The sequence below is a fragment of the Hymenobacter sp. FMD4 genome (assembly GCF_058932745.1).
In genome coordinates this window covers 55,147-76,356 of sequence record NZ_JBZYWH010000015.1, presented here as the reverse complement: position 1 = coordinate 76,356, position 21,210 = coordinate 55,147, and the positions used below count along the sequence as shown (strand labels likewise).

At 60.1% G+C, this 21,210-nt stretch carries 18 protein-coding genes; 8 read left to right on the top strand and 10 right to left on the bottom strand.

Annotation, left to right across the window (positions count from 1 at the left end; translation table 11 throughout):
- Positions 1-244 precede the first annotated feature (244 nt).
- Positions 245-2,089: a glycosyltransferase gene (locus AC5FXY_RS14425; protein ID WP_493557397.1), complete on the bottom strand. Its 1,845-nt coding sequence runs from the start codon at positions 2,087-2,089 to the stop codon at positions 245-247.
- Positions 2,090-2,469: 380 nt separating this feature from the next.
- On the opposite strand from AC5FXY_RS14425, the gene AC5FXY_RS14420 reads away from it, so the two are divergent.
- Positions 2,470-3,036: a hypothetical protein gene (locus AC5FXY_RS14420; protein WP_493557396.1), complete on the top strand. Its 567-nt coding sequence runs from the start codon at positions 2,470-2,472 to the stop codon at positions 3,034-3,036.
- Here AC5FXY_RS14420 and AC5FXY_RS14415 read toward each other — a convergent pair.
- Together AC5FXY_RS14415 and AC5FXY_RS14410 are read right to left on the bottom strand one after the other, a co-directional pair.
- The gene (locus tag AC5FXY_RS14415) at positions 3,033-3,743 is read right to left on the bottom strand and encodes a DUF421 domain-containing protein (protein WP_493557395.1); all 711 of its coding nucleotides are present in this window, start codon (positions 3,741-3,743) and stop codon (positions 3,033-3,035) included. The two genes, AC5FXY_RS14420 and AC5FXY_RS14415, sit on opposite strands and share 4 nt — an antisense overlap.
- 38 nt (positions 3,744-3,781) lie before the next feature.
- Entirely contained in the window at positions 3,782-4,492 is a 711-nt protein-coding gene (locus AC5FXY_RS14410; protein ID WP_493557394.1) for a DUF421 domain-containing protein, read from the bottom strand.
- A gap of 502 nt (positions 4,493-4,994) precedes the next feature.
- Between AC5FXY_RS14410 and AC5FXY_RS14405 the strand changes: the two genes are divergently transcribed.
- From AC5FXY_RS14405 to AC5FXY_RS14395, 3 genes are all read left to right on the top strand, one after another.
- Positions 4,995-5,282, top strand: coding sequence for a hypothetical protein (locus tag AC5FXY_RS14405; RefSeq protein WP_493557393.1), 288 nt, complete (start codon positions 4,995-4,997; stop codon positions 5,280-5,282).
- 141 nt (positions 5,283-5,423) lie between these two features.
- Positions 5,424-5,819, top strand: a complete 396-nt coding sequence (locus AC5FXY_RS14400; protein WP_493557392.1) for a DUF6960 family protein — start codon at positions 5,424-5,426, stop codon at positions 5,817-5,819.
- Between the two features lie 127 nt (positions 5,820-5,946).
- Positions 5,947-6,516, top strand: a complete 570-nt coding sequence (locus AC5FXY_RS14395) for a hypothetical protein (protein ID WP_493557391.1) — start codon at positions 5,947-5,949, stop codon at positions 6,514-6,516.
- Here AC5FXY_RS14395 and AC5FXY_RS14390 read toward each other — a convergent pair whose 3' ends face one another.
- Together AC5FXY_RS14390 and AC5FXY_RS14385 are read right to left on the bottom strand one after the other, a co-directional pair.
- Entirely contained in the window at positions 6,517-7,878 is a 1,362-nt protein-coding gene (locus AC5FXY_RS14390; RefSeq protein WP_493557390.1) for a YfcC family protein, read from the bottom strand.
- Between the two features lie 42 nt (positions 7,879-7,920).
- A complete protein-coding gene (locus tag AC5FXY_RS14385) occupies positions 7,921-9,174 on the bottom strand; it encodes a cation:proton antiporter domain-containing protein (protein WP_493557389.1) in 1,254 nt (417 codons plus the stop codon).
- Between the two features lie 113 nt (positions 9,175-9,287).
- Between AC5FXY_RS14385 and AC5FXY_RS14380 the strand changes: the two genes are divergently transcribed.
- Positions 9,288-9,533 (top strand): hypothetical protein, encoded by a 246-nt coding sequence (locus tag AC5FXY_RS14380; RefSeq protein WP_493557388.1) that lies wholly within the window; start codon positions 9,288-9,290, stop codon positions 9,531-9,533.
- Positions 9,534-9,777: 244 nt separating this feature from the next.
- Here the strand turns inward: AC5FXY_RS14380 and AC5FXY_RS14375 are convergent, their stop codons facing one another.
- The gene (locus tag AC5FXY_RS14375; protein ID WP_493557387.1) at positions 9,778-12,027 is read right to left on the bottom strand and encodes an efflux RND transporter permease subunit; all 2,250 of its coding nucleotides are present in this window, start codon (positions 12,025-12,027) and stop codon (positions 9,778-9,780) included.
- Between the two features lie 40 nt (positions 12,028-12,067).
- On the opposite strand from AC5FXY_RS14375, the gene AC5FXY_RS14370 reads away from it, so the two are divergent.
- Entirely contained in the window at positions 12,068-12,967 is a 900-nt protein-coding gene (locus tag AC5FXY_RS14370) for a UbiA prenyltransferase family protein (protein WP_493557386.1), read from the top strand.
- 137 nt (positions 12,968-13,104) lie between these two features.
- Here AC5FXY_RS14370 and AC5FXY_RS14365 read toward each other — a convergent pair whose 3' ends face one another.
- Complete coding sequence (locus AC5FXY_RS14365) at positions 13,105-13,590, bottom strand: hypothetical protein (RefSeq protein ID WP_493557385.1); 486 nt, start codon at positions 13,588-13,590, stop codon at positions 13,105-13,107.
- A gap of 66 nt (positions 13,591-13,656) precedes the next feature.
- The gene (locus AC5FXY_RS14360) at positions 13,657-14,217 is read right to left on the bottom strand and encodes a hypothetical protein (RefSeq protein ID WP_493557384.1); all 561 of its coding nucleotides are present in this window, start codon (positions 14,215-14,217) and stop codon (positions 13,657-13,659) included.
- 481 nt (positions 14,218-14,698) lie between these two features.
- On the opposite strand from AC5FXY_RS14360, the gene AC5FXY_RS14355 reads away from it, so the two are divergent.
- Complete coding sequence (locus AC5FXY_RS14355) at positions 14,699-17,272, top strand: PEP/pyruvate-binding domain-containing protein (protein ID WP_493557383.1); 2,574 nt, start codon at positions 14,699-14,701, stop codon at positions 17,270-17,272.
- A 236-nt stretch (positions 17,273-17,508) separates the two neighbouring features.
- Complete coding sequence (locus AC5FXY_RS14350; RefSeq protein ID WP_493557382.1) at positions 17,509-18,579, top strand: hypothetical protein; 1,071 nt, start codon at positions 17,509-17,511, stop codon at positions 18,577-18,579.
- A gap of 302 nt (positions 18,580-18,881) precedes the next feature.
- Here the strand turns inward: AC5FXY_RS14350 and AC5FXY_RS14345 are convergent, their stop codons facing one another.
- Positions 18,882-20,072, bottom strand: a complete 1,191-nt coding sequence (locus tag AC5FXY_RS14345) for an aminoglycoside phosphotransferase family protein (RefSeq protein WP_493557381.1) — start codon at positions 20,070-20,072, stop codon at positions 18,882-18,884.
- Positions 20,065-21,210 (bottom strand): DUF3419 family protein, encoded by a 1,146-nt coding sequence (locus tag AC5FXY_RS14340; protein WP_493557380.1) that lies wholly within the window; start codon positions 21,208-21,210, stop codon positions 20,065-20,067. Before AC5FXY_RS14340 ends, AC5FXY_RS14345 begins: the two co-directional genes overlap by 8 nt.

Below are 21,210 nucleotides of genomic sequence, written 5' to 3'. Positions count from 1 at the left end.
TCAGAAATTTTGACTTCTGAATAGCTACTTACATCCAGGCATACTCTTGCCAGACGAGAAGTATTCGTGGGGGTGTCTAGCAGCGCCCTAACCGTGCGCGAAGCGGCAAGGTAGCCCTCCTTGCTAATGGAGGCTTACGACATCGACTGCGTATTGCTGCTGTGAGCCTGAGCCACCCGCGCGCCATCTTTAGCCAACCAAAACGCCCGACGATTTCGCCGGGCGTTTTGGTTGGCTGAGCCGATTACTGCCGTTCCAGCGCCAGCTCGTAGGCTTTGTCATAGTACACGCGCAGCTGGCGCCAGTCGAACTGCTCGGAAGAGCTTTCCACTTGGTTGCGCTGCATGATTCGCTCGCGGCGGGTCTGCATCACGAAGCGCCAGAGCATGTCGGTCAGCTCTTCAGCAGCCTCGTCGAAGCTGCGCTCTTTGCGCTGCACCACAAAAATGCCCTTCTGCTCGTGGTCGGGCACGTGCTGCTGCACGTAGTCGCCGAAACCGGATAGGTCGGAGGTGATGGCCGGCACACCGCGGGCCACGCACTCCAGCGGGGTGTAGCCCCAGGGCTCGTAATAGCTGGGAAACACCCCGATGTGGCAGCCGCGCACAAACTGCCCGTACTCCATGCCAAACAGCGGCGAAGTAGGGGACACAAAGTCCGGGTGATACACGATTTTGACGCGGTCGTGGCGGTTGTTTACCAAGTTGGCGCGGCGCACGAAGTCCAGGATTTCGTCGTTTTTGTCGTCGACGAGGTTGTGAGTGACAACTGGAGGCAGCCGCGACGTTTTCCAGCTCTGCAAGGTGCGGCGGTAGCGCAGCTTCCAGTAGTCGTCGGTGAGGTCGGAGAGGTTGGGCATCTGGTAATCGGCGCTGGCGGCTGCTTGGTAAAACAGCCGCTCGCCCACCTGCTGCTCAATGGCGCGGCAGGTTTCGCGCACTTCATCCAGCATGGCCCGGCTGTGCAGCACGTCGGGGTTGATGCTGTGGTAAGGGCGCTTGGTGATGATGAACAGCACCACCTGGCCCGCCAGTCCGCTTTGCTGGATGCGGTAATTCAGCCGTGCCATGGCTTCCAGGGTTAGATCGAAGCCCTTGTTATGGTACTCGTAGCGGCCCGAGGTAAAGAGGTACAGCGTTTCGTCCAGGTTGAATGAATAGCTCTGGAAGAAATGCGCCATCACGAATTCGTGAATCTTGGCCTTGTACTGCTGGTGCAGGTTCTGAAACTCGTGCAGCGCCACAAACCGCTCGATGTTCAGCCCGTTGGGCAGCACGGCATCGGGGATGCGGTCGAGCAGGTACATGCACTCGCGCACCGTCAGCTCGGAGACGGTAGTGAATACGTGTGCCCCGTGGGCCGCGGCGCGCTCCATGCGCACAGCCGTTTCAATGTTGAAATGCCGGGCTTCCCGCTCCCAGTCTACATACAGCAGGTGGTCGTAGAAATTGGGGTCGTTCATGGCCAGGTAGCGGCCCAGCAGCGTGGCGTGGGTGGTAAATACCAAGTGCGCCTTGGTTTGCTCGCGGCGCAGCGCCGGAATGGCTGAGCCCACCATCCATTCGTGAAAATGGCCGATAACCTGCTGGCCGGTTTCAGCCACTTCCTTTTCCAGTTCCTGCACAAACAGCTTGGCCAGGTGGCCGAAGGCAGTGACCTGGTGCAGCAGGTCGTCCTGGTCCTGGGACGGAATACCGTGGTGGGCCCACAAGTCAGCTTTGATTTGATTCAGCTGATGATAAGCCTGAAACGGCGAAATGAGTACCACGCGCGGCTTGCCCGTAACCAGCCAATGGCCGTAGTGCACCTCTACTCCCTGCTGCCGCAAGTGCCGGACGGCCCGGGCTATTGGATCGGTGTAGGCGGCGGCGAGCTGCGTTTCGGAGAGGGGCTCGAACTCAGCCTGAGCCGCTTGCGGAAAGTAAGGGCCCAGCAGGCAGTACCTTTCGCCCCAGCCCTCTACGGTGGCCGGTACTTTGGAGCGGATAACAGTGTAGATACCACCCACTTGGTTGCAGACCTCCCAGGCTACTTCCACGAGCAAGGCATTGGGAACTACGGCTTCGGGGGCGGGCAGGGGAAATTGCATAGGCGAGCAAACTAGGTGGAGGCCTCGAAATATACAGGCCGGGACTAATTGGAGTACGGTATTAGCCGATTATTGCGCGGATTTATCCAAAATGGTTGCGTGGGGTCCCCGGCAAACCACCTGGATGCAGCGCTGGTAGCCACGGGCCACCCCTGGCAGGCAAGGGTGGCGGCTGAAAGCAATAATTTGCAAACAGCCAGGTGCTTCCAGCGGACTTTGCGCTAGCCAAGACAAGATTTGAGGTTGCGCAAGCGGGCTATTTTTCCGTGCTTCAAAGCATGAAAAGTACGGCTGCCGTTTCACCGGCGTTTATCGTCCTGCACCACAAGCGGCGGATGCGCTCTGAACGGGCAAAAGGGATTTCTCACCTGGTTCCCGCGGTGGTGTTGCTGCTAGGTGTAGCCAATGTTATCCGCGGCGAAAAGCCATTTACCTTCCTCACCGGCATCGAATTCTTGGTGGGAGCCGCCTACGTGGTACTGCTGGTGCGTGAGCTGCGCCACCTCCGTCACGACCCCACCCACCAGGAGCGAGTAGCTTGGCTGGAGTTGGCCGCCGCCGGCATTCTGGCTATCGAGGGCTACCACATTTGGCACCGTCACCACGAGGCCGATGCGCTCAGCGGCCAGCCCCGCTTTCATGCGCTGCCTTACGTGTATTGGGCATTGGCGGGCGTATACGTCTGGCTGGCGTTCAACCTGGCACGGTTGCATCGGCGGCGTTTTTTGCACCTGCAGGAAAGCGGCTTTAGCGGCCGGCTGCATCCGTTTGGGCGGCGGTTTGCCTATCAGTGGGCCGATGTAGTGCGCTTGGAGCCCGTCGGCGATGCAGCCGTGCTTATTTACCTGCCCAGTGGCCAGCAACGGCGCCTGAACCTTGGCAACATGCGTGGTGGGCCTGAGTTGCGTGACCAACTGCTGGCTCATGCGGCGCAGCACCGCGCCTAATCTTCTGTTTCGCTCGATATAACGGCCGACGACCAGCGTTTTTCACCGCAATGGCCGCAGGCGGTGTTGGGTTCGTGGCCGCGGCTATGGCGTACAAAGCCACAACTGCAGCACGCATAGGTGTCGGGCACCTTGGCTTGCTCCTGAATGAAATCCTGGTCCCAATCGGGAATCAGCGTCAGGCCGGGCTGCGCTTTGGGCTGCTTGAGCACCGTGAAATTGCCATTGGCTTCCATATACATGCGCCTGACCATGCCTAGGTTGTCAATGCCATTGGAGCGAAGCTCAGAAAACAGCCGCTCCTGCGGCAATACCGCTTCCAGCATGCCCTTGCGCTGCAAGCGACCATCTTCCACCACGATGCTGATATCATCGAGGGCCAGCTGCTCAAACTCTTTGTGCTTCACGGCATACCGCGTAATAATGCGCTGGCTAAGCACCACCACCGCCGCGATGATGATGGCGGGCAGCAAGCCGCGGTCGGGGGCCAGCAGCGGCACCCCAATGGCCGCTGCCAGCGACACCAACGCCGCCATTTCAATGCGGCTAAGCATGCCGGCCATGCGCTGGCCCATCATGCGCATGGAGACGATGAGCAGCAGGTACAGGAACAGGATGCGCAGTATGGATTCCAGTACAAAGCTCCAGGGCAATTCGCCCAGCAAAATGCGCATGTAATCGGTCAGCTGAATGTCTTCGGGTTTCATAAGCGAGATGCGCTAGCAAATAATTAACTGAATAGCGTCTAGAATTCGGCTACCTCGTGGGCCTCGACTACAGCATATGTCCATTCCTGGTGGCCACAGGTGGGGCAGGGGCGTTCGGTGGCTTGGTGCTCTACCACCGTAGCGCAGTGCAGGCAGGCTTGTTGGCCTTCGGCTTGGTGCTCATCGGTGTGCAGCTTCTGGTCCATGAGTGGCAGCACGCTCAGGCCTGGGCGAGGCTGGGCATGACGGAAAATGCTGAAGTTGCCGCAAGCCTCGAAGTACACCCGTTTCACTTGGCCCAGGTGCAGCACGTTTTCGGAGCGGAGCTGCGCAAACAGCTGCTCGTGCGAAATCCCAGACTTCCTGAGCTGCTCAGTTTGCAGCACGCCTTCGCGTACTACCAAGCGGGCATCGCCTTGCAAGGTGACTTCCACCGGACGCCGCCGCGTGGCCCAGTAATTGAGCCCGCGCTGCAGGCCCAGCACGCACAGCAGTACCACCAGGGGCGGAATCAGGCCGCGGTCGGGGAGCTGCATGGGTACCGCCACGATGGCACCAAGCGTTACCATTACGGCCATTTCGGTGAGGGAAAGCTGCGCGTTCATGCGCTTGCCCAGCAACCGGAATACAATCAGCAGCGCCAAGAACATGATGAGCGTGCGCAGCAGCACTTCCACCATAAACTCGACGGGCGCATTGCCCAACATGATGCGCTCGATGTCGCCCAGGTAAATTTCTTCTTTCTTCATTGCCTTCAGCCAAAAAACTACCCGGCGGCAGCGGAGCCGATGCTCCGTACCGGAAAGTGTCCTCGAATATGATGTTGGATACCTGCTATACCTCAGGGGACGGAACCCCATTGAACGCGCTTCTGAGGGGGGCGGGTTACGGTAAAAGGGTCTAAAACAGCTCCGTAAAAACAACCAATCTTGGTTTCGGCCAATAATTGACCAGCTATTCCCGACAAGATTATCTTTAGGGCCCGGCCCATATAACGGGCTGCCCTTTCTGCTATGACGCATCGGTTGTTGCCTCTACTTGTTGTGGTAGCCTTAGTGGCCGCCGCGTCGCCTGATGTCTGGGCCCAACAAAAAGCAGCGGTTAAAACGCCCGCTAAAACGGTTGCATCCAAGCCCGCTGGGCCCAGGGCAGCGGGACCCAAGGCTGCACCTGCTGCGCGGCTGCCCTTTCCGAGCGAGTGGAACATTACCCAACTAACCACCGTGCGCAAGGACAACACCCTTAGCTCACGTGCGGGCGGCACCATTCAGTTCTACCCCAACGGGCACGCCGAAGTACCGTGTGAGCGGTATGGGCTACGTGTACACGCGCTTTGCCGGGGCTTACCGTTGGGTAGGTGACAAGCTGTATATGAAGAAAAGCGACAAGCCCGACGCCGAGGAAATGGTGACGCTGCCTACCCGCGGCACCGGCGCGCAAGCCCACTCATACACGCTCACCCAGCTGTATGGCGACGGCGAATCTGACGTGTACTTGCTGGAACCCGGTAGCACCGAAGGCGGCACCGCGGCACCGTAGCCCAGGCTATGCGCCGTCGCGGGGGCGGTGCGGCTGCCCAGCTACGATGCGCAGGCGGGCAGGCTGTGTTACTTTTGCCGCCCGCCAAACTTGCCGCCCGGCTTCGGCGTTTGGCTTTCTGATAACCAACTTTTCCTGCCCGTGCCCCGTCCGATGCTTCAATACGGCCTTTATGGCTGGTCTGCCGACTACGGCTATACCTACGTGCATCCGGCCAACCGCCGCACGTTTGAGTGGGTAGAGCCGCTGGACAAGGTGTTTGAGAAGATAGGCGAGGACGAGGAATGGATTACGCTGCGTTACGACGAGCAGCAGTTCTTGGTGCGCCCCGAGCTGTTTCGGCCTATTCAGCGCCCGCCCTTCGGCTTCGGCGATGCAGTGGAGGCTACGGAGATGGAGCCCGGGCAGCCGCGCCTGCGCGGGGTGGTATCGGATATCTTCTGGGACGAAGGCGCTGCCCGGGCCCGTTACCAGATAGTGGTGCGCAAGAAAAAGGTGCCGCAGGTGTTTGAAGCGCATCAGCTGCGGGCTTCGTAACCGAATATGTGATGGGGAACCAGCCCGAAAGTGGCCAGTCTCCCTGATGATGTGATTGTGCTGCCGATGCCAGGCAGGGTTCTTTGCAAGTGTCTAATCCAGTCACTTCCCAACCCTTTCCTGCGTCATGAATAATCGCACCCTGGGCATCGTCGCCCTCATTTGTTGCCCGGGCATGCAGCTGATGATGACCATCGGCCAAACCAAGCTAAGCTGGGCCCCGACGGGCTCGGCGCTGATGGGGCTGGTGTTTCTGATTGGCTGGGCGTGCAGCGCCACGGGGCTGCGCCAGGGGCGCGTCACCGGCTTCGGGCGAGGAGCTAAGGCGCTGTACGCGGTGCAGTTGGTGCTGCTGAGTCTGGCTGCCACGCAGCAAGTGTTTGATACGGTAGCTGGCCCGCAGAAGCACGTCCTTTATCAGGTAGCCGATGCCGCGTGGCCGGCCAGCATGGTGCTCATGCTGGTGGTGGGCACGGCCGTGCTCCGCGCCCGCGTCTGGGCGGATTGGCGCCGCTGGGTACCGCTGGCCGGCGGCTTTTTCCTGCCCGGCTTTGCGCTTTTATCTCTTGCTGTAGGCCGCGAGTTTGCGGTGGCGGTAATGGGCTGGTACACGGTACTGATATGGGCGCTGATGGCCTACGCGGTGCACACCACGCCGGAAGCCAGGCCGGTCGTCGTTACGGTCTTCGCAGAGTAGCTAAACGCCTACCGCAATACCTACCACGATGGCCACCACGGCCAGTAGTACCAGCAACAAGTACAGGGGCAGCGCAAATTTCCACCACTGATCAAAGCGCACTCCGCAGGCCGCCACAATGGCCATTAGGGCACCGTTGGTAGGCGTAATCAACTCACACAGGCCCGCGCCGTACTGATACGCCAACACCGTTACCTGACGCGAAAGGCCCAGCAAATCCGACAATGGCGTGAGAATGGGCATGGTAAGCACCGCCTGTCCGCTCACGCTGGGCACGGGTAGGTGCAGCGCTGTGTGCACGCCCAGCATGCCCAGCGCCGAAAGCGTCACCGGTAGCTGCGCCAGCGGCGCCGATAGGCCCTGTACGATGGTGTCGACAATCTGACCTTGCTCCAGCACCACGAAAATGGCCCGGGCAAAGCCGATTAGCATGCCGGAAAAAGCAATGTCCTTGAAGCCGGCAATAAAGCCCTCGGCGGTGCCGGTGAGGCCCAAGCCGCCCGCCAGTCCGGCCGCCACCCCCAGGGCAAAAAACAGGGCTGCCATCTGGGTGAAGTCCCAGCCTAGCTCCAGCACGCCGTAGCCAAAGAACCCGAACGTGGCCAGCAGCAAGCCCAGCACCAACCCGTGACGGCCATTGCCAGATTGCGCGGCTGTTTCGGCTTCCATTTCTGAGGTATCAGCAACCACGGCCGTGGCTTCCCGGTGGCGCAGGGCGTAGCGCAGCGTGCCGCCAATCCAGATAAGCAATGCCAGCGCCAAAAACACCATGCGGAAACCCGCGCCCGAGAGTAGGGGTAGGCCGGCCAGTTTCTGCGCGATGCCTACCTGGAAAGGGTTAATTGGGCTGAAGGCTGCGCCCACGGCCGCCGAACCAATGCTGATGGCCACGGCCGTGAGCACCGGATAACGCATACGCCGCATCAGCACCAGTAGCACCGGCACCAGCGGCACGATTTCTTCCTGCATATTCTCTAGCGCGCCCATGGTGGCAAACAGCAGCGCCACTACCGGAATTACCAGGGCCTCGCGCCCGCTGAGCTTCTGCAACAGCCAGTCGACGCCACGCCGCAGTGCGCCGGTCTGATCGACCACCGTAAAGGCGCCGCCGGCCAGAAACACCAGAAAAATAACGTCGGCGGCTTCCAGTAGGCCACGTGGAATGGCCGTGACGGAATCGAGTGGCGAAACCGGCGTGGGCGCCACGCGGTGGTAAGAACCGGGCACTACCACCTCGCGCTTGGTGGCCTCGTCCAGCCGCCGTTCAAAACGGCCCGCGGGCAGCACGTAGCTGAGCGCCACGGCCAGCATGATAAAACCGATAAGGAGCACCAGCGGGTGCGGAAAGCGGAACCTGGGCATTATTGGGAAACTAATGAAATAGCAGCGGCGCACCTTTGGGGATTACTCCAGGGGCTGCGCGGGCTCGTGCGGGGCCGAGCGGAAAAACAATCGGTAGAAGCCCAGCAGTGTGCCGCGCTCCACCAGCACGAAGAGCAGCGTGCAGAGCAGGGTAGTGTTGAGAATCACCGAGAAGGTCACCGTCTGGATAATCTCGCCGGTGGGAATGCCGCGTTGGGCCGGCAGCGTAGCCAGCACGGCCGCGCCCAGGCCCTTGGGTATCATGATGCTCATGATAGACAGATCGAGCAGCGGGGTATTGGCCGGAGCCGAAATGCGCACCACCGGAATGCGGGCCAGCAGAAGCAGCAAGGTGAGCACCACGCCGGCCGTCATCAGCCAGATGTTGTCGACCTGAATGCTGAGGCCGATGTAGATAAAAAAGAAGGTGCGCAGCAAAAACACGATTTCGGAGAAGAAGCTTTTCTCGTCTTCGCGCAGCGTCACGGGATTCTGCGGGATGTACTTGGCCAGCCGGAGCGGGCTCAGCAAATTCAGGTTGCTGAGGGTGATGCCGAAGGTGAGTACCGCAATCGGCCCGCTGAACTCCATCATTTCCACCAAGCCGTACACGATAAACACGAAGGCCGGCGTGGAGAAGCGTGTTTTCTGCAAGCTGGGCAGCCGGGCCTGAATCCACGACCAGCCCAGTGCCCCGCCCGCCCCAATAAGCACAGCCAGCACCAGGGAGGCAACCATCTGCCCGAACATCGTCCCGACGTTGAAGTACGAGTCGTCGTAGGCCGTCATCAGTGACAGGGGCACGCCCAGGGTAAACAGGTCGCTAAACGCCGACTCGATAACCAAGGTAGCGGAGGTGCTTTCCTGCACCTTTACCTTACGGATGAGCGTGGTGACCACTGCCGAAGAAGTGCCACCCAGAATGGAGCCTAGCATCAGCGCCGATAGGATATCCAGCCCGGCCAGCCACACGCCCACGCCCGCCCCGAGCAGGGTGGAGACGATAAAGTTAAGCGTGGTTAGGCCCACCGAGCCGCGCAACGACGCTTGCAGCTGCCGCAAGTGCACATCCAGGCCGCTCTCGAATAAAATGAATACCAGCACAATATTCGTGAACAGGCGCCCACCCTGGCCGAAGTCCTGCGGATTGGCCACGCCCAGAATCGGGCCCAGCAGCAAACCCACCATCAGCAGACCAATGACCTCCGGCAGCTTGGTGCGCTCAAACACCTCGGAGAGGTAATGCCCGAAGAAAATCAAGCAGCCCAGAACGATGATGAGCAGAGGTGTAGACATGCAGTAGCAACAAGTAACGCCGGAAAGCTAACCAAACCCCCGCATACGCAGCGGAACCCCTTGCCAGCTAATCGTTGTATCTTCGGTGGCCGCGCCGCTGCCACTGTGATGTCATGAAATTTGCTGCTTTTACCAAACTTCCGCTGGGCCAGCAGGCCGAGCACCTGCTCCGCACCGGTCACCACCTGGCCGACCGCGCCGAGCACGGCTGCCGGCTGCAGCTTTATGCCCTGGAGGATTTTTACGCCGAGGTGTGGCGCCTGGTAGGCGAGGAGCGCGTACTGTTCATCAACCTATTCCAGAGGCCGGTACTGCTGCAAACCTGGCTAGACGCGGTGAATTTACCGGACGAGTTTTAAGCCAAGTAGTTAGAATAAAACTCCCCTCCTCGGATGAGGAGTGGTGCCCGCAGGGCGGGGTGGTTGACAATCGTTAAACGACCAAAGCAGCCCGTCATGTCGAGCGCAGTCGAGACATCTCGCGTGCGGACGGCCGAGCCGAGAGTAATGTTCTGATAAAGGAATTACTATCCGGCTAAACACGCGAGATGTCTCGACTGCGCTCGACATGACGGTCGGTTAAATTCAACCGGTACTGAAGAAACTACACCGTCACTTTCTCCGCTGCCTTCTCCCGATCAAACCGCTCCAGCACCAGCGGGAAGATGATGATTTCGCCAAACAGCGCGGCTGCTACTGATACCGCCGTGAGCACCCCAAACAGCTGCACCGTTTTGAGCGAACCAAGGCCCATCACAGCGTAGCCGGCAAATAGAATCACGCTCGTCAGGACAATGGTGGGGCCCACGTGCGTGATGGTGCTCAGGCGCGCCAGGTGCGGCGACTGGCCGCCCACGCGGGCTTGCCGGTAGTGGTGAATGTAGTGCACGGTATCATCCACGCACGGCCCGAGCACAATGGCGCCGATGCTGGCCGTGGCCGTATCCAGGGCAATACCGCTCCAGCCCATTACGCCCAGCAACACCAGCACGGGGAAGAAATTGGGCACCACCGTGAGCAGCGCCAGCCGGAAGCTGCGCACGTACACCCACACCAGCCCAAACACCATCAGGGCCGATAAGAGCAGGCTTTCGGTTTGGGAGGTAGTCACGTACTCCACGATGCGGGCGTACAGCGGCTGATAGCCGGCCGGCCGCACCGTGGCCACCGGCCCCAGCGTGTGCCGGGCCATGCGCAGCAGCGTGTCGGTTTTGGCCGTGAGCTGCCGCGCCGAAAGCATGGTGCCCGAAACGGTGATGCGCCCGGTCTGGCTGGGCACGTGCATAAACTGCGCGGCCAACTGCGGATAATCGGCGGTGAGCTGCTGGTGCACCTGCCGCAGCAGGCTTTGGCTGCTCAGGGCCGCGCGGCCCTTGCTGGGAAACTGCGTTTCGAGGCCAGCCTGATATAGCGACTGAAATCCGAATACCCGGCCTACGCCCCGCAGTGTACGGGCCGAATCGGCGAAAGCCGCCGCGCCACTCACTACGGCCGCATCGTAGAGCTGATGACCGGGCCTGGGCTCTACCAGCAGCTCCAGCGGCATGTAGGGCCCCCAGGTGCTTTCCATGGCGCGGTGGTCCTGCACCACAGCGTGGGTGGAAGGGAAATAGCCGAGCGTGTAGGTATCGGCGCGGAGTAGGGTGGTGCCGGCCGCGGCCAGCAGCACCAAGGCGACTGAAGCAGCCGTGAAGGCGCCTTTGCGCGCCAGAATGAACGTGTACAGGCGGGCCAGCGCCGTGCTGGTGCTGCGGGTGGCGCGGGGCGCCGGCTTGGTCAGAGGCAGAATGAGCACGCCCAGCACGAAGGTGAACACGAAGCACAGCCCAATGCCCAAGGCCGCAAACAGGCCGAAGTTCTTGAGGATAGCCATGGGGCTGGTCACCAGGGCCAGGAAGCCGGCCACGGTGGTGAGCATAGTGGCCAGGCACGGCGAAAACGTATTGCGCAGTGCCTGCAGGGCCGACTCGCGCCGCGACAGACCGGGCGTAGCCAGCAGGTTGCGCTCATTGATGACGTGCATGGCATCCATGAAGCCCAGCAGAATCAGCACCACCGGCAGCAGCACCGTCATGAGGTTCAGGCGGTGGCCCGTGAGGCCGTACACGCCCAGCGTGAGGTAAGTAGCCAGGCCCACAATGCCCAGCACGTAGAGCAGCAGCAGGCCGTTGCGGTATAGCAGCGCAAACACCCCGAACATCAGCAAATAGCCCAGGCCTAAAAAGAATCCAAAGTCCTGCTGCGACAGCGCGTTCAGGCCCGCGAAAATGACGCCTACCCCGCCCAGGTACGCGTTTTTCTGAGGTACGTGGGCGTACACCGTGCGCTGCACGGCGGCCAGAATCTCGCCGCGCTGCGCATCAAAATCGGGCAGCTGGCGCAGCACCACCAGCAGGCGGGCCGTGCGAAAATCGGGGCTGAACAGCTGCTCGCGCAGCAGCGCGTGGCTGGCCAGCTGCTGCCGCACCTGCGCCGGCGAGGCATCCGGCGCCAGCAGCGGCCGGGCACCGCTGCCCAGCGGGCCGCGCGTGGGCACTACCGCATTGCCGGGCCCGATGACGCTGGCCACCGCCGGATTGCGTTCCAGCACCTGGCTCAATGCCCGGAAACGGCGGAAGTAGTCGGACGTGAGCACCGATTGCTCGTCGTGCACCACCACGATGACCACTTCATCGTTGCCGAAGCGCTGCTGAAAGTCGCGGTAGGCGCCCAGCGCCGGGTCACCCTCCAGAAACCAGGCCTCCAGGCTGTTGTCGACCTGCACGGCGGCACGTACGCCCGGCCATAGCAGCGCGCACAGCGCCAGCGTCAGCCCCAGCAGCCACCAGCGAAATTTGTACAATCCCTCAATCATGTGAGTGTAATAGCGGCGGCCGCAGGCGTTATTTGCTTCGATGAATCGGCGTAATTTCTTTGCTTACCTGCACGAGCGGTTTCCGCCCGTCAACATGGCTCTGTTTGCCATCCTGTTCTTGACGGTGTACGCCGTGGCGCAGGCCACCCAACCCGCCGAAGCCGCCTCTTTCGGGCTGCGGGAAGCCGTGGGCATTCTGGCTACAATATCCTTCTTTTTCCGGCTCCGGGTGTTCGATGAAATCAAGGATTACGCCTCCGATCTGGAGCATTACCCGCAGCGCGTACTGCAGTCGGGGCGCGTCACGCTGGGCCAGCTCACGCGCCTGGCCTGGGTAGGCGTGGCCGTGGAGGCGGCGTGGTCCTGGTGGATGGGCTGGGGCACCCTGCTGGCCTGGGCGCTGGTGGTAGGCTACAGCCTGCTGATGCGCTACGAATTCCTGGTGCGTGACTGGCTGCGGGCGCGGCTGGTGCTCTATGCATTCACGCACCTGCTCATCATGCCGCTGATTATCGGGTGGGTGTGGTCGGCGTACGCGGCGCGGCCGCTGCTCTCGTTGCCGCTGCTGCTGCTGGCGTTGCTAAGCTTGCTCGGTGGCCTCTCGTTTGAAATTGCCCGCAAAATCAAAACGCCCGAGGCCGAGCGCCCCGGTGTCGATTCTTACTCCCGCTCCCTGGGCTACGTGGGTGCCATCGTGGCGGTGCTGGTGGTGCTGCTGGCCGGGGTGTTGGTGCAAGGCTATCTGCTGCGCCTGCTCGATACGCGCCTCTGGCCCTTCGCCCTGATGGGCCTGCTCTACCTCGTGACGCTGGGCGCCTACATCGGCAGCCTGGCCCGCCCGCGGCCCAAAACGCTGAAAGTCGCCGAGCTGCTGGTGTCGCTGTTTATGCTGACGAGCTATGTGTCGATTATTGTTGAGATTGGGCGGTGGGTGTGGTGACGTCAGCAGTTTGGATATTTGCGTTAGGACGTATTTTGGATTACAAAATTTCGATTCATTACTAAAGTTCAATAGTAGCACATAGCTTCAAATTTGCACATTAACCTGCCTGACGCAAACCTCGTTTTGTGTGCAGTTTATTCGATTAGCATTCTGCTTTTCAATAATTTTTCAACAAGCGGCCTTGTGTATTTTACTTCAAGACTAATGCTTTTGTTATCATTAGCTCTATAGTATTTGCCAGCATCAAAAGCTTCAAAACATTCCCATGCTACATCTGTAAATGGATACGTTTTGACGAAATAATCATCGTTTACCCAGAATGAATAGAGGTTGTTCATAATGCAATCAGCGGCTTCGTAGTTAAGTTGTCCCTTCCAATACCTTAAAGCAGTTTCAATCGACAGTTCCTCAACTACGGTTGTTGGAAACTCTTTAGGGCTATCAAGAATGTCAGAGACTTGATTTGTGCTCAGAATTTCGTTTGATAATTCTGTAAGTGCTCTTTCTATGTTAATACCGTCTTTAATCATTTGCTTAAATTTCAGAGCAAGTCCTCTATTGCAAACGGAAAACGTATTTGCGAAGAAGCGGAAGTCGATATTCTGCTGCTTCATTTTCATTCTGTTGTTGATTTTGTTTTTGCTGTTAAAAGGTAGTTGGTCAGCCGCTTTTTTGCGAATACGCTGTTAGCGGTTGTTTTTCATCGTGCTGAAAACTTCAAATGTTTCTTCAAAATCTAATCGCACATTTGGGTCATTTGATACACCAAGCCCAGTTGCAGAACCTTCAAAGATTGTCAAGCTAACAGTCTCGCAATGAAGCCTAATAAAAGTAAAAACATCCTTCTGTCCCTTTGAAATGGTTCCATTTATCAAGTATTCATCTCTATCAATACCGTATTCAATAAAACTAATCTTCTGTCCTAAAAGTTTATTGAGAATTTCTTCTGGGCTTGTCACATAAACTTTCCAAAGATCAGGATAATCAGGAAGATTGTTTTCTTCCAGCTTTTTTTCAAGTTGGGAAATGTCATGGAGGGCAATTCTTATGTGGCTGCCGTCAAAGTCACCTTCAATTTCCAAAAACTTGCCAAGGTCGGTGAATGTTACAAAGAAAAGCCACGGCAAATAAATGTCTTCGTGCCTGTCTTCTTCATTAAAGTCAACCTGAAATATCTTGTCAACGGTCTTACCATTCAGTTGTGTCAACCAGTTACCTAAATTATTATTGTTCAGCTCAAAGTTCACTGGCAGGTTGTGCTAAAATAACCGCTAACATCTGGGTTGCCGCCATTAGCCACTGTATCAATATGGCAGTTTCCCATCAATAGTACGCAATGCAGTGGCAGTTATCCAACCTACGCTATGCGTGTAACTGCCATTGCAAAACACATTGCCACTGTCTTCAAGCGGCGAACTGTAAGCCGGATAAGGGGCTACTAGTGTGTTTTAGTTTAATAAAAAGGGTTCTAGCACGTCATGCTGAGCCCCGCCGAAGCATCTCTACCGCTTCGCTTGATACTAATTCCAACGAAGCGGTAGAGATGCTTCGGCGGGGCTCAGCATGACTCGACTCAAGCGTATAATTTCAAAAACGTTCTACAACAGCTCAGGAAACTAACCCAGGCAGATCCCGCTGTAAAGTCAGGTTGCCCTACACATTGGCTTGGCGGAACCTGCCCGCTCCGCTACTTTGCTCCCATATGGCCATCGTTGCCGGGTTTTCTACATGATTCTGATTCAGTCTAATCTCCGTGCGCCAGCCGCTGGCATCGGGGGCAAAGCCGCGGGCCTGCTCCACCTGCAAGCGGCCGGCGCACGAGTGCCCGATTTCGCGGTGCTGCCCGCCGACAACTTCGACCCGCAACCGGGCGAGCTACCCGTTACGGACGAAGCCGGGCTGCTGCAGCGGCGCGAAAAGCTGCGGGCTTTTCAGCTCAGCGAAGCCGACCGCACCGCCCTCGCCAGCCTCTTGCGCGAGTGGCAGTTTCCGCAGCAGCCGGTGGTGGTGCGCTCCTCCGTGGCCGATGAAGACGGCCGCCACGCCGCCTTCGCCGGGCTCATGGATACCTTCCTGAACCTGACCACGCCCGAGGCCGTGGAAGCCGCCATCGGCCGCTGCGCCGCCAGCGCCTATTCCGACCGCGCCCTGGCCTACCGCCGGCAGAAGAACCTGCCGCTCACGGCCCGGCCGGCCGTAATTGTTCAGCGCCAAATCACGCCTGCGGCCAGCGGCGTGCTCTTTTCCACCTTTCCCGAGTACCCGCAGGAGCTGGCCGTGCACGCCGTGTGGGGCTTTGGCGAAGGCTTGGTCAGCGGTGCGCTGGCGCCCGATGAGTTTTACTTCAGCAAGCAAACCGGGCAGGTGCACCGCCACATCATTGCCCGCAAAGAAGAGCAGCTGACCGCCCGGCCGGAAGGTGGGCTGGAGCCGACGCCGGTGCCGCAGCCCCTGCAGGAGGCCGCGTGCCTCTCGCCTGAGCACCTGGCCGAGCTGTTCCGCATCGGTAGTCAGCTGGAGCAGGATTTTGGCGGGCCGCAGGACGTGGAGTTTGTGGTGGCCGAGGAGCAGTTGTGGATAGTGCAGGCGCGGCCCATCACACAGCCCATCCCGGAAGTCATCGTGTACGACAACTCCAACATCCAGGAAAGCTACTGCGGGGTGACTACGCCGCTCACGTTCAGCTTTGCGCAGCGCGCCTACGCCACTGTGTACCGCCAAACCATGCGGGCCCTGGGCTTGCCAGCGGCCGAAATAGCCGCCCACGAGGGTGTGGTGACGCAGCTGCTGGGCCTGGTGAAAGGTCGGATCTACTACAACATCAACAACTGGTACCGCGGCCTGCAACTGCTGCCTTCGTTTCGGCAAAACAAGGCCGATATGGAGCGCATGATGGGGCTGGAAGAGCCGGTGGATTTTGTGCAGACGCAGGAAAAAAGCCTGAGCACCAAGTTGCGCATGGCCCCGCGGCTGGTGCTGAACCTCTCGCGGCTGCTTTGGGCTTTCAGTCGATTGAATGGAGCCGTCCAGGCTTTTCACCGCCGATTTGAGCAGCACTACCAGCGCTTCTACCAGCTGCCGCTGCCGCAGCTGAGCGCCGCTGAACTGCTGGCCGAAAAAGGCCGGCTGGATCAGGAGTTGCTCGGCAACTGGAGCACGCCCATCGTCAACGATTTCTACGTGATGATGAGCAACGGCCGCGCCGTGCGCCTGCTGCAGCAAGCCGGCGCCCCGGAGCCCGAGGAGCTGCTGCGCCGCTACCTCGCCGGCGACCAGGACCTGGCCAGCACCCAGCCCACTAAGCGCATGCTGGCCCTGGCCGCGCAGGTGCGCCCGCACGCCGCCCTGCGCCAGCTCATCCTGGCGCAGCCCGCCGACTTATTCGCCCAAGTCCAGCAGCTGGCGCCCGATTTTGCCCGAGAGGTAGAGGAATTCATCAGCCGCTACGGCGACCGGACGGTGGGGGAGCTGAAGCTCGAAACCCAGACCATGCGCACCTGCCCGCAGATCTTCTACCAGTACCTGCGCAATTACCTCACCGCCGACACCCCGGCCACCCTCGGCACCCATGGCTCCCAGCAAGTCCTCAGCGAAGCCCAGGCTGAAGTGAATGCGCTGCTGCGGGGCAAGTCGTGGCTGCTGCGGGCCCGCCTGCGCCGGCGGCTGCGGCAGTTGCAGGAGGCCATCCGGCACCGCGAGTCGCTGCGGCTGGAGCGTACGCGGCTGTTTGGCATGTACCGGGCGCTGTACCTGGCCATGGGCGAGCGGCTGGTGGCAGGCGGCTTGCTGCGCGATGCGCGGGAGGTATACTACCTCACCGAAGACGAGATAACCGCCGCCCTGCGCGGCGCCGCCCCAACGGAGCTTTCAGGCACCTTGGCCGCACGCCAATCAGAATTCAACGGCTACCTGCGCGACGAAGTGCCGGCCCGAGTGGTAGTGCCCTCGCCGCCACTTACACCGTTGGCAGATGCCGTTGCCGACGACGCTGCCTTGCGCGGTACCGGCTGCTACCCCGGCCAGGTGAGCGGGGAGGTGCTGGTAGTAACGTCGCCCGACGACAACCTCGCCGTAGCCGGCAAAATCGTGTGTGCGCTGCGCACCGACCCGGGCTGGGCGGCGCTGTTTCCGGCCTGCCGCGGCGTCATCATCGAAAAAGGGTCTTCGCTTTCGCACTCGGTCATTTTGCTGCGCGAGTTGGGAATTCCCACCATCATCAACGTGCCCGGCCTCACCAAGCGCCTGCAGAGCGGGCAGCAGGTGCGGATGGATGGCGCCACCGGCCAGATCGAACCACTGTAGCGCTGCGCGGTTCCGCACGTTATTTCTACTACTCAGCCCGAAGCAAATAAAATGTTCTTGGCCGTCATGCTGAGCTCGTCGAAGCATCTCTACCGCTTCGTTGAGTTTACTATCAGTAGAGATGCTGGGCTTACGCCTTCCTTCGGTTCGACTGCGCTCAGCATGACGGTGATATTGCAGCTGACAACCTACGGCAGATGCCGCCTTGGCGTCATTCAGCATTAGAAAACTCATCTATGACGACACTTCTCCGCATACCTTACACTGACCAACTCCCCGACTGGTTTTGGCAGGTGCCGGCGCACGTGTACGACAATCAACCCTACAAACCCGATGAAAACCGCGCCGTAACCGAGCAGCTGTTTGCCCACGAAGCCGACCGCAACGACATCGTGCTCTTCGGCGACGAGGCAGGAACCATGCGCGTGGCTGGCATATTTCCGACGGACAGCTCCGAGGCATACTTCGGCTTTTGGGAAACACTCGATGACGCACCGGCCAACGAAGCGGCCTTCCAAGCACTGGCCGACGAGGCGCGGCAGCGCGGCCGCACTCGCCTCGTCGGCCCGCTTAATTTTAGCACTTACCACGCCTACCGGCTGCGGCTGGGCGAACCGCCTTCGTGGGGGCGATTTGACCGGGAGCCGGTAAACCCGCCCTACTATCAGGCCCTGCTCACGGAGCTCGGCTTTCAGCCCGTCAGCACTTTCGAAAGCCGGTTGATCCGGCCCGAAACGGTGCCCGCGGTGTTTGCGGATAAAAATCTGCTGCTCGCCGAACTGGGGAAAATTCCCTTCGACTTCATTCCGCTGACGCCTGCCACCTGGGAAGAGCACGAACGCGCCATCTACGAGTTGGTAGAGGCTATTTTCGGGGCCAATCCGGCATACCGACCGGTTTCATTCGAGCAGTTTCGGCTGCTGTACAACCGCCGCTACGCCGAACGGCTGTGCCCGTACACTTCGGTGCTCTTTCGCGACCGGGCCACCGGGCAGCTGGCGGCGCTCAGCTTCTGCCACCCCAACTACCAGGCGCTGCAGTTGCCACCGCAGGAGCACCCCGTATTCGAGCGCGACTTTCCGAAGCTGCCACGCAAGGTGCTGCTGGCTAAAACGGTGGGCGTGCACCCCGATTACCGGCAGCGCGGCCTCATGTCGTACATGGGCGCTTACGGCATGGTTCATTTCCGCGAGCGGTACGAGGAGGTCATCTTCTGTCTGATGCGTACCGGTAATTTTTCGCTGCACTTCACCGACGGGCTGGACTACGAGGTGGCCCAATACGCCTTATTCGGGAAGGAACTGTAGGGCCGACACCGCAGGTCGGCACAGCCAATGCTCCACATCTCAATACTGAATCGAAGCTGACCCTGTACAATAAATAGAGAAGCTTATTAGCTAGTATGAATTCGGCATCGGGCTGTCATCCTGAGCAGAGCGAGGGACCTTACCACGCTAGAAAGACAATCGTCTCAACGACTCGTTCATACGTGGTAAGGGCCTTCGCTTTGCTCTGGATGACACTTCCTAAGCAGGATAAATAGCAATAGCCGCAGGCTGTTTAACGATGAGCTGCAAAGCGTTGGCTGCGAGGGTATGGGGTGGCGGCTCTACGCCGGGCAGGCGGCCGTAGCAGCGCGGAGCGGCTGCAGTTGCGCGAGGGTATTAAAGTAGCTCTGCACCACACGCGGCAGGAAAGGGTAGGGGCTAACGCTGTGCGCCATCATGTACATGCCCAGGCGGTGCAGGCCGAAATCCAGCGCGGCCAGGCCGGCTATACGGTTGAATTCGTCGGCATCGGCGAAGAGGCCGGTGTGAGCGTGCAGCTGCTGGCGGTAATACTCTAGGTAAGCGGGACGCAGGTGGTAGCGGTCAGCATCGAGCACGAAGGCCAGCAGCTCAATTACGTCGTACTGCGGTACGTGGTAGGTGGCCAGCTCCCAATCGTAGGCGCAGAGCTGCAGGCCAGCGGCGGTGCGGCGGAAGCAGGTGTTGCGCGGGTTAAGGTCGTTGTGAATGAGGGTTTTCGGCTGTGTGCTCAGCTCGGCCCAGTACTCCGGAATGCTGCGAATAGCCTGCTGCAGTAGCGCTGCGTGGGCCGGCTCGTAAAGCTCCGGGAAGCGTTGCGCCGCGTTGTTGGCCAGGGCCTGCCACAGCGGAGCCAGCGTCTGCATGTAGCTGGCCGAAGGCTGATCGGGCCAGGAGGTGGGCACAGCTGTAGCGGGCCGCAGGTGGGCGGCGTGCCAAGTGGCAAGCTGGGCCAGCGCGGCGCGCAGGTGCTCATCGGTCCACTGCTCGGGCGTCATGGCGGAGTTGAGCAGCTCCACGTCGTCGAGGTACTCCATCAGGATGATGTGCACGTCGTTCGCCTCGTCCTGGTGCAGGCCCCAGATCTGCGGCATCAATGGGCTGTTGCCGTGGCGGGCATACACTTCCAGCTCGCGCTGGTGGGTGTGGAAGAAGCCAGTGCGGGTGGCGTACGTAGGGTACACTGCCGCTGCTTCGCCGCCGCAGGCCTGCGCCAAGCCCATGAGCATGCTCGACACCTCGCCGCCAGCCGGCTTAAGCTTGAGCACCATGTGGCGCGTCTGCAGCTCGCCATCGGCTTCGAAAGTAACTGCCAAGCCGAAGTGCCCGATGGGCCGCTCGGTTTGCCCAGCCGTGAGCACCACCAAGATGCTCGCCGAGTTATCAATGGGCAGCGGCTGCACCTCCCGCACCTGGATGCGGCACTGCGGCGCGTGGGCTTGCATGAGGCCCTGTACGAGGGCCGCGGAACGGTAGTAGTCGGGGCTATGCATGAGCGGGCAGCAGGTGTGGAACGGGTACGGAAGTAGTGGCAAGAGTTGCATCGAGCACGCGCACGTCGCGGAAGTAAAAGCAAGCGCGGGGTCGGCGGGCCAGGGCAGTGGAGGCCACGCGGTCGAGGGGAATGCCGGGCATGGTACCGGCGGCGTGCGTCTGCAGCAGGTTCCAGAACACCACCCGCAGCAGCTGGTGCGGGCGGCTCATCAGTGCGCGGGCGGTAAGCTGAAACTCGGCCGGGCTCACGTACTCAAAAATGTTGGAGAGGCTGGCTTTGCTGATGTGTCGGCCGGCGTCGGAAAGCAGGTAGTGGGTAGCCTCGCCGGTGGTTACGGTCAGTTTGCCGCGCTGCAGCATTTTGCGCAGCTGCGCAAAATGCTGGCGCTGGTAGCAGGGCGGCAGGATGCTTTCGGGCAGGTTGTTGGGGCCGAAAAAGAAGAAGCGGAAAAAGAAGTTGTCGCGCAGCAGTTCCGTGGACGCGTGCCGCACCAGTCGCCGGTAAAAAGCCTCACCGCCCGATTCGGGGGCGTAGCGAAACAGTTTCGGGTCGCGGCCGCGGCTGAGGTTGGCGTCGTCGAAGTAATGAATAAACTGATCCTCGAAGGCGGTGCCGTGCAGGCGGTCCATAAACCAGCGCCGCTGCTCGGCCACCGTATCGAAGCGCACGAGCTGATGTAGGGTGGCTTGCAGTTCCGCGCTGAGCGTAGGCAGGAAACCCAGCAAGTAGCTTTCCAAGCGGCCAGCCGTCAGAATACCAGCTGGGTGACTTTCGAAGAAGGGTGCCCAATAAGCCCGCAGCTCTTCTGGCAAAGCCGGTTCTATCGCCTGCCAGGCGGCCAGCACGGCCGGTACACCATCCAGCCCAAGCAGAGCGCGCAGCACCTGCGGCTCGTGGTGCAGGATTAGGTACTGCTTGAAGCGCAGCAGGTGGTTCTGAACCGGGTTCAGGTCGATGGCCGTGACGCTGCGCGGGTTCTGTAGCAAGGCGTTCAGGGCGTTGCAGCCGGCGGAAGTAATGACCAGCACGTCGTCGGTAGCCTGCAAGCCCAGGGCCTCTGCGAGGGTGTCGCCGCTTTCCCAAACCAGCGAATAACGGACGCGGTCGAGGGCTACGTTATAAAATTCGGTGTGCAT

Excerpts from the sequence above, each read along its gene's own strand:
- AC5FXY_RS14425 (WP_493557397.1), bottom strand. The coding sequence starts at position 2,089 with ATGCAATTTCCCCTGCCCGCCCCCGAAGCCGTAGTTCCCAATGCCTTG.
- AC5FXY_RS14415 (WP_493557395.1), bottom strand. The coding sequence starts at position 3,743 with ATGAAACCCGAAGACATTCAGCTGACCGATTACATGCGCATTTTGCTG.
- AC5FXY_RS14410 (WP_493557394.1), bottom strand. The coding sequence starts at position 4,492 with ATGAAGAAAGAAGAAATTTACCTGGGCGACATCGAGCGCATCATGTTG.
- AC5FXY_RS14395 (WP_493557391.1), top strand. The coding sequence starts at position 5,947 with ATGAATAATCGCACCCTGGGCATCGTCGCCCTCATTTGTTGCCCGGGC.
- AC5FXY_RS14390 (WP_493557390.1), bottom strand. The coding sequence starts at position 7,878 with ATGCCCAGGTTCCGCTTTCCGCACCCGCTGGTGCTCCTTATCGGTTTT.
- AC5FXY_RS14385 (WP_493557389.1), bottom strand. The coding sequence starts at position 9,174 with ATGTCTACACCTCTGCTCATCATCGTTCTGGGCTGCTTGATTTTCTTC.
- AC5FXY_RS14380 (WP_493557388.1), top strand. The coding sequence starts at position 9,288 with ATGAAATTTGCTGCTTTTACCAAACTTCCGCTGGGCCAGCAGGCCGAG.
- AC5FXY_RS14375 (WP_493557387.1), bottom strand. The coding sequence starts at position 12,027 with ATGATTGAGGGATTGTACAAATTTCGCTGGTGGCTGCTGGGGCTGACG.
- AC5FXY_RS14370 (WP_493557386.1), top strand. The coding sequence starts at position 12,068 with ATGAATCGGCGTAATTTCTTTGCTTACCTGCACGAGCGGTTTCCGCCC.
- AC5FXY_RS14365 (WP_493557385.1), bottom strand. The coding sequence starts at position 13,590 with ATGAAAATGAAGCAGCAGAATATCGACTTCCGCTTCTTCGCAAATACG.
- AC5FXY_RS14355 (WP_493557383.1), top strand. The coding sequence starts at position 14,699 with ATGATTCTGATTCAGTCTAATCTCCGTGCGCCAGCCGCTGGCATCGGG.
- AC5FXY_RS14350 (WP_493557382.1), top strand. The coding sequence starts at position 17,509 with ATGACGACACTTCTCCGCATACCTTACACTGACCAACTCCCCGACTGG.
- AC5FXY_RS14345 (WP_493557381.1), bottom strand. The coding sequence starts at position 20,072 with ATGCATAGCCCCGACTACTACCGTTCCGCGGCCCTCGTACAGGGCCTC.
- AC5FXY_RS14340 (WP_493557380.1), bottom strand. The coding sequence starts at position 21,210 with ATGCACACCGAATTTTATAACGTAGCCCTCGACCGCGTCCGTTATTCG.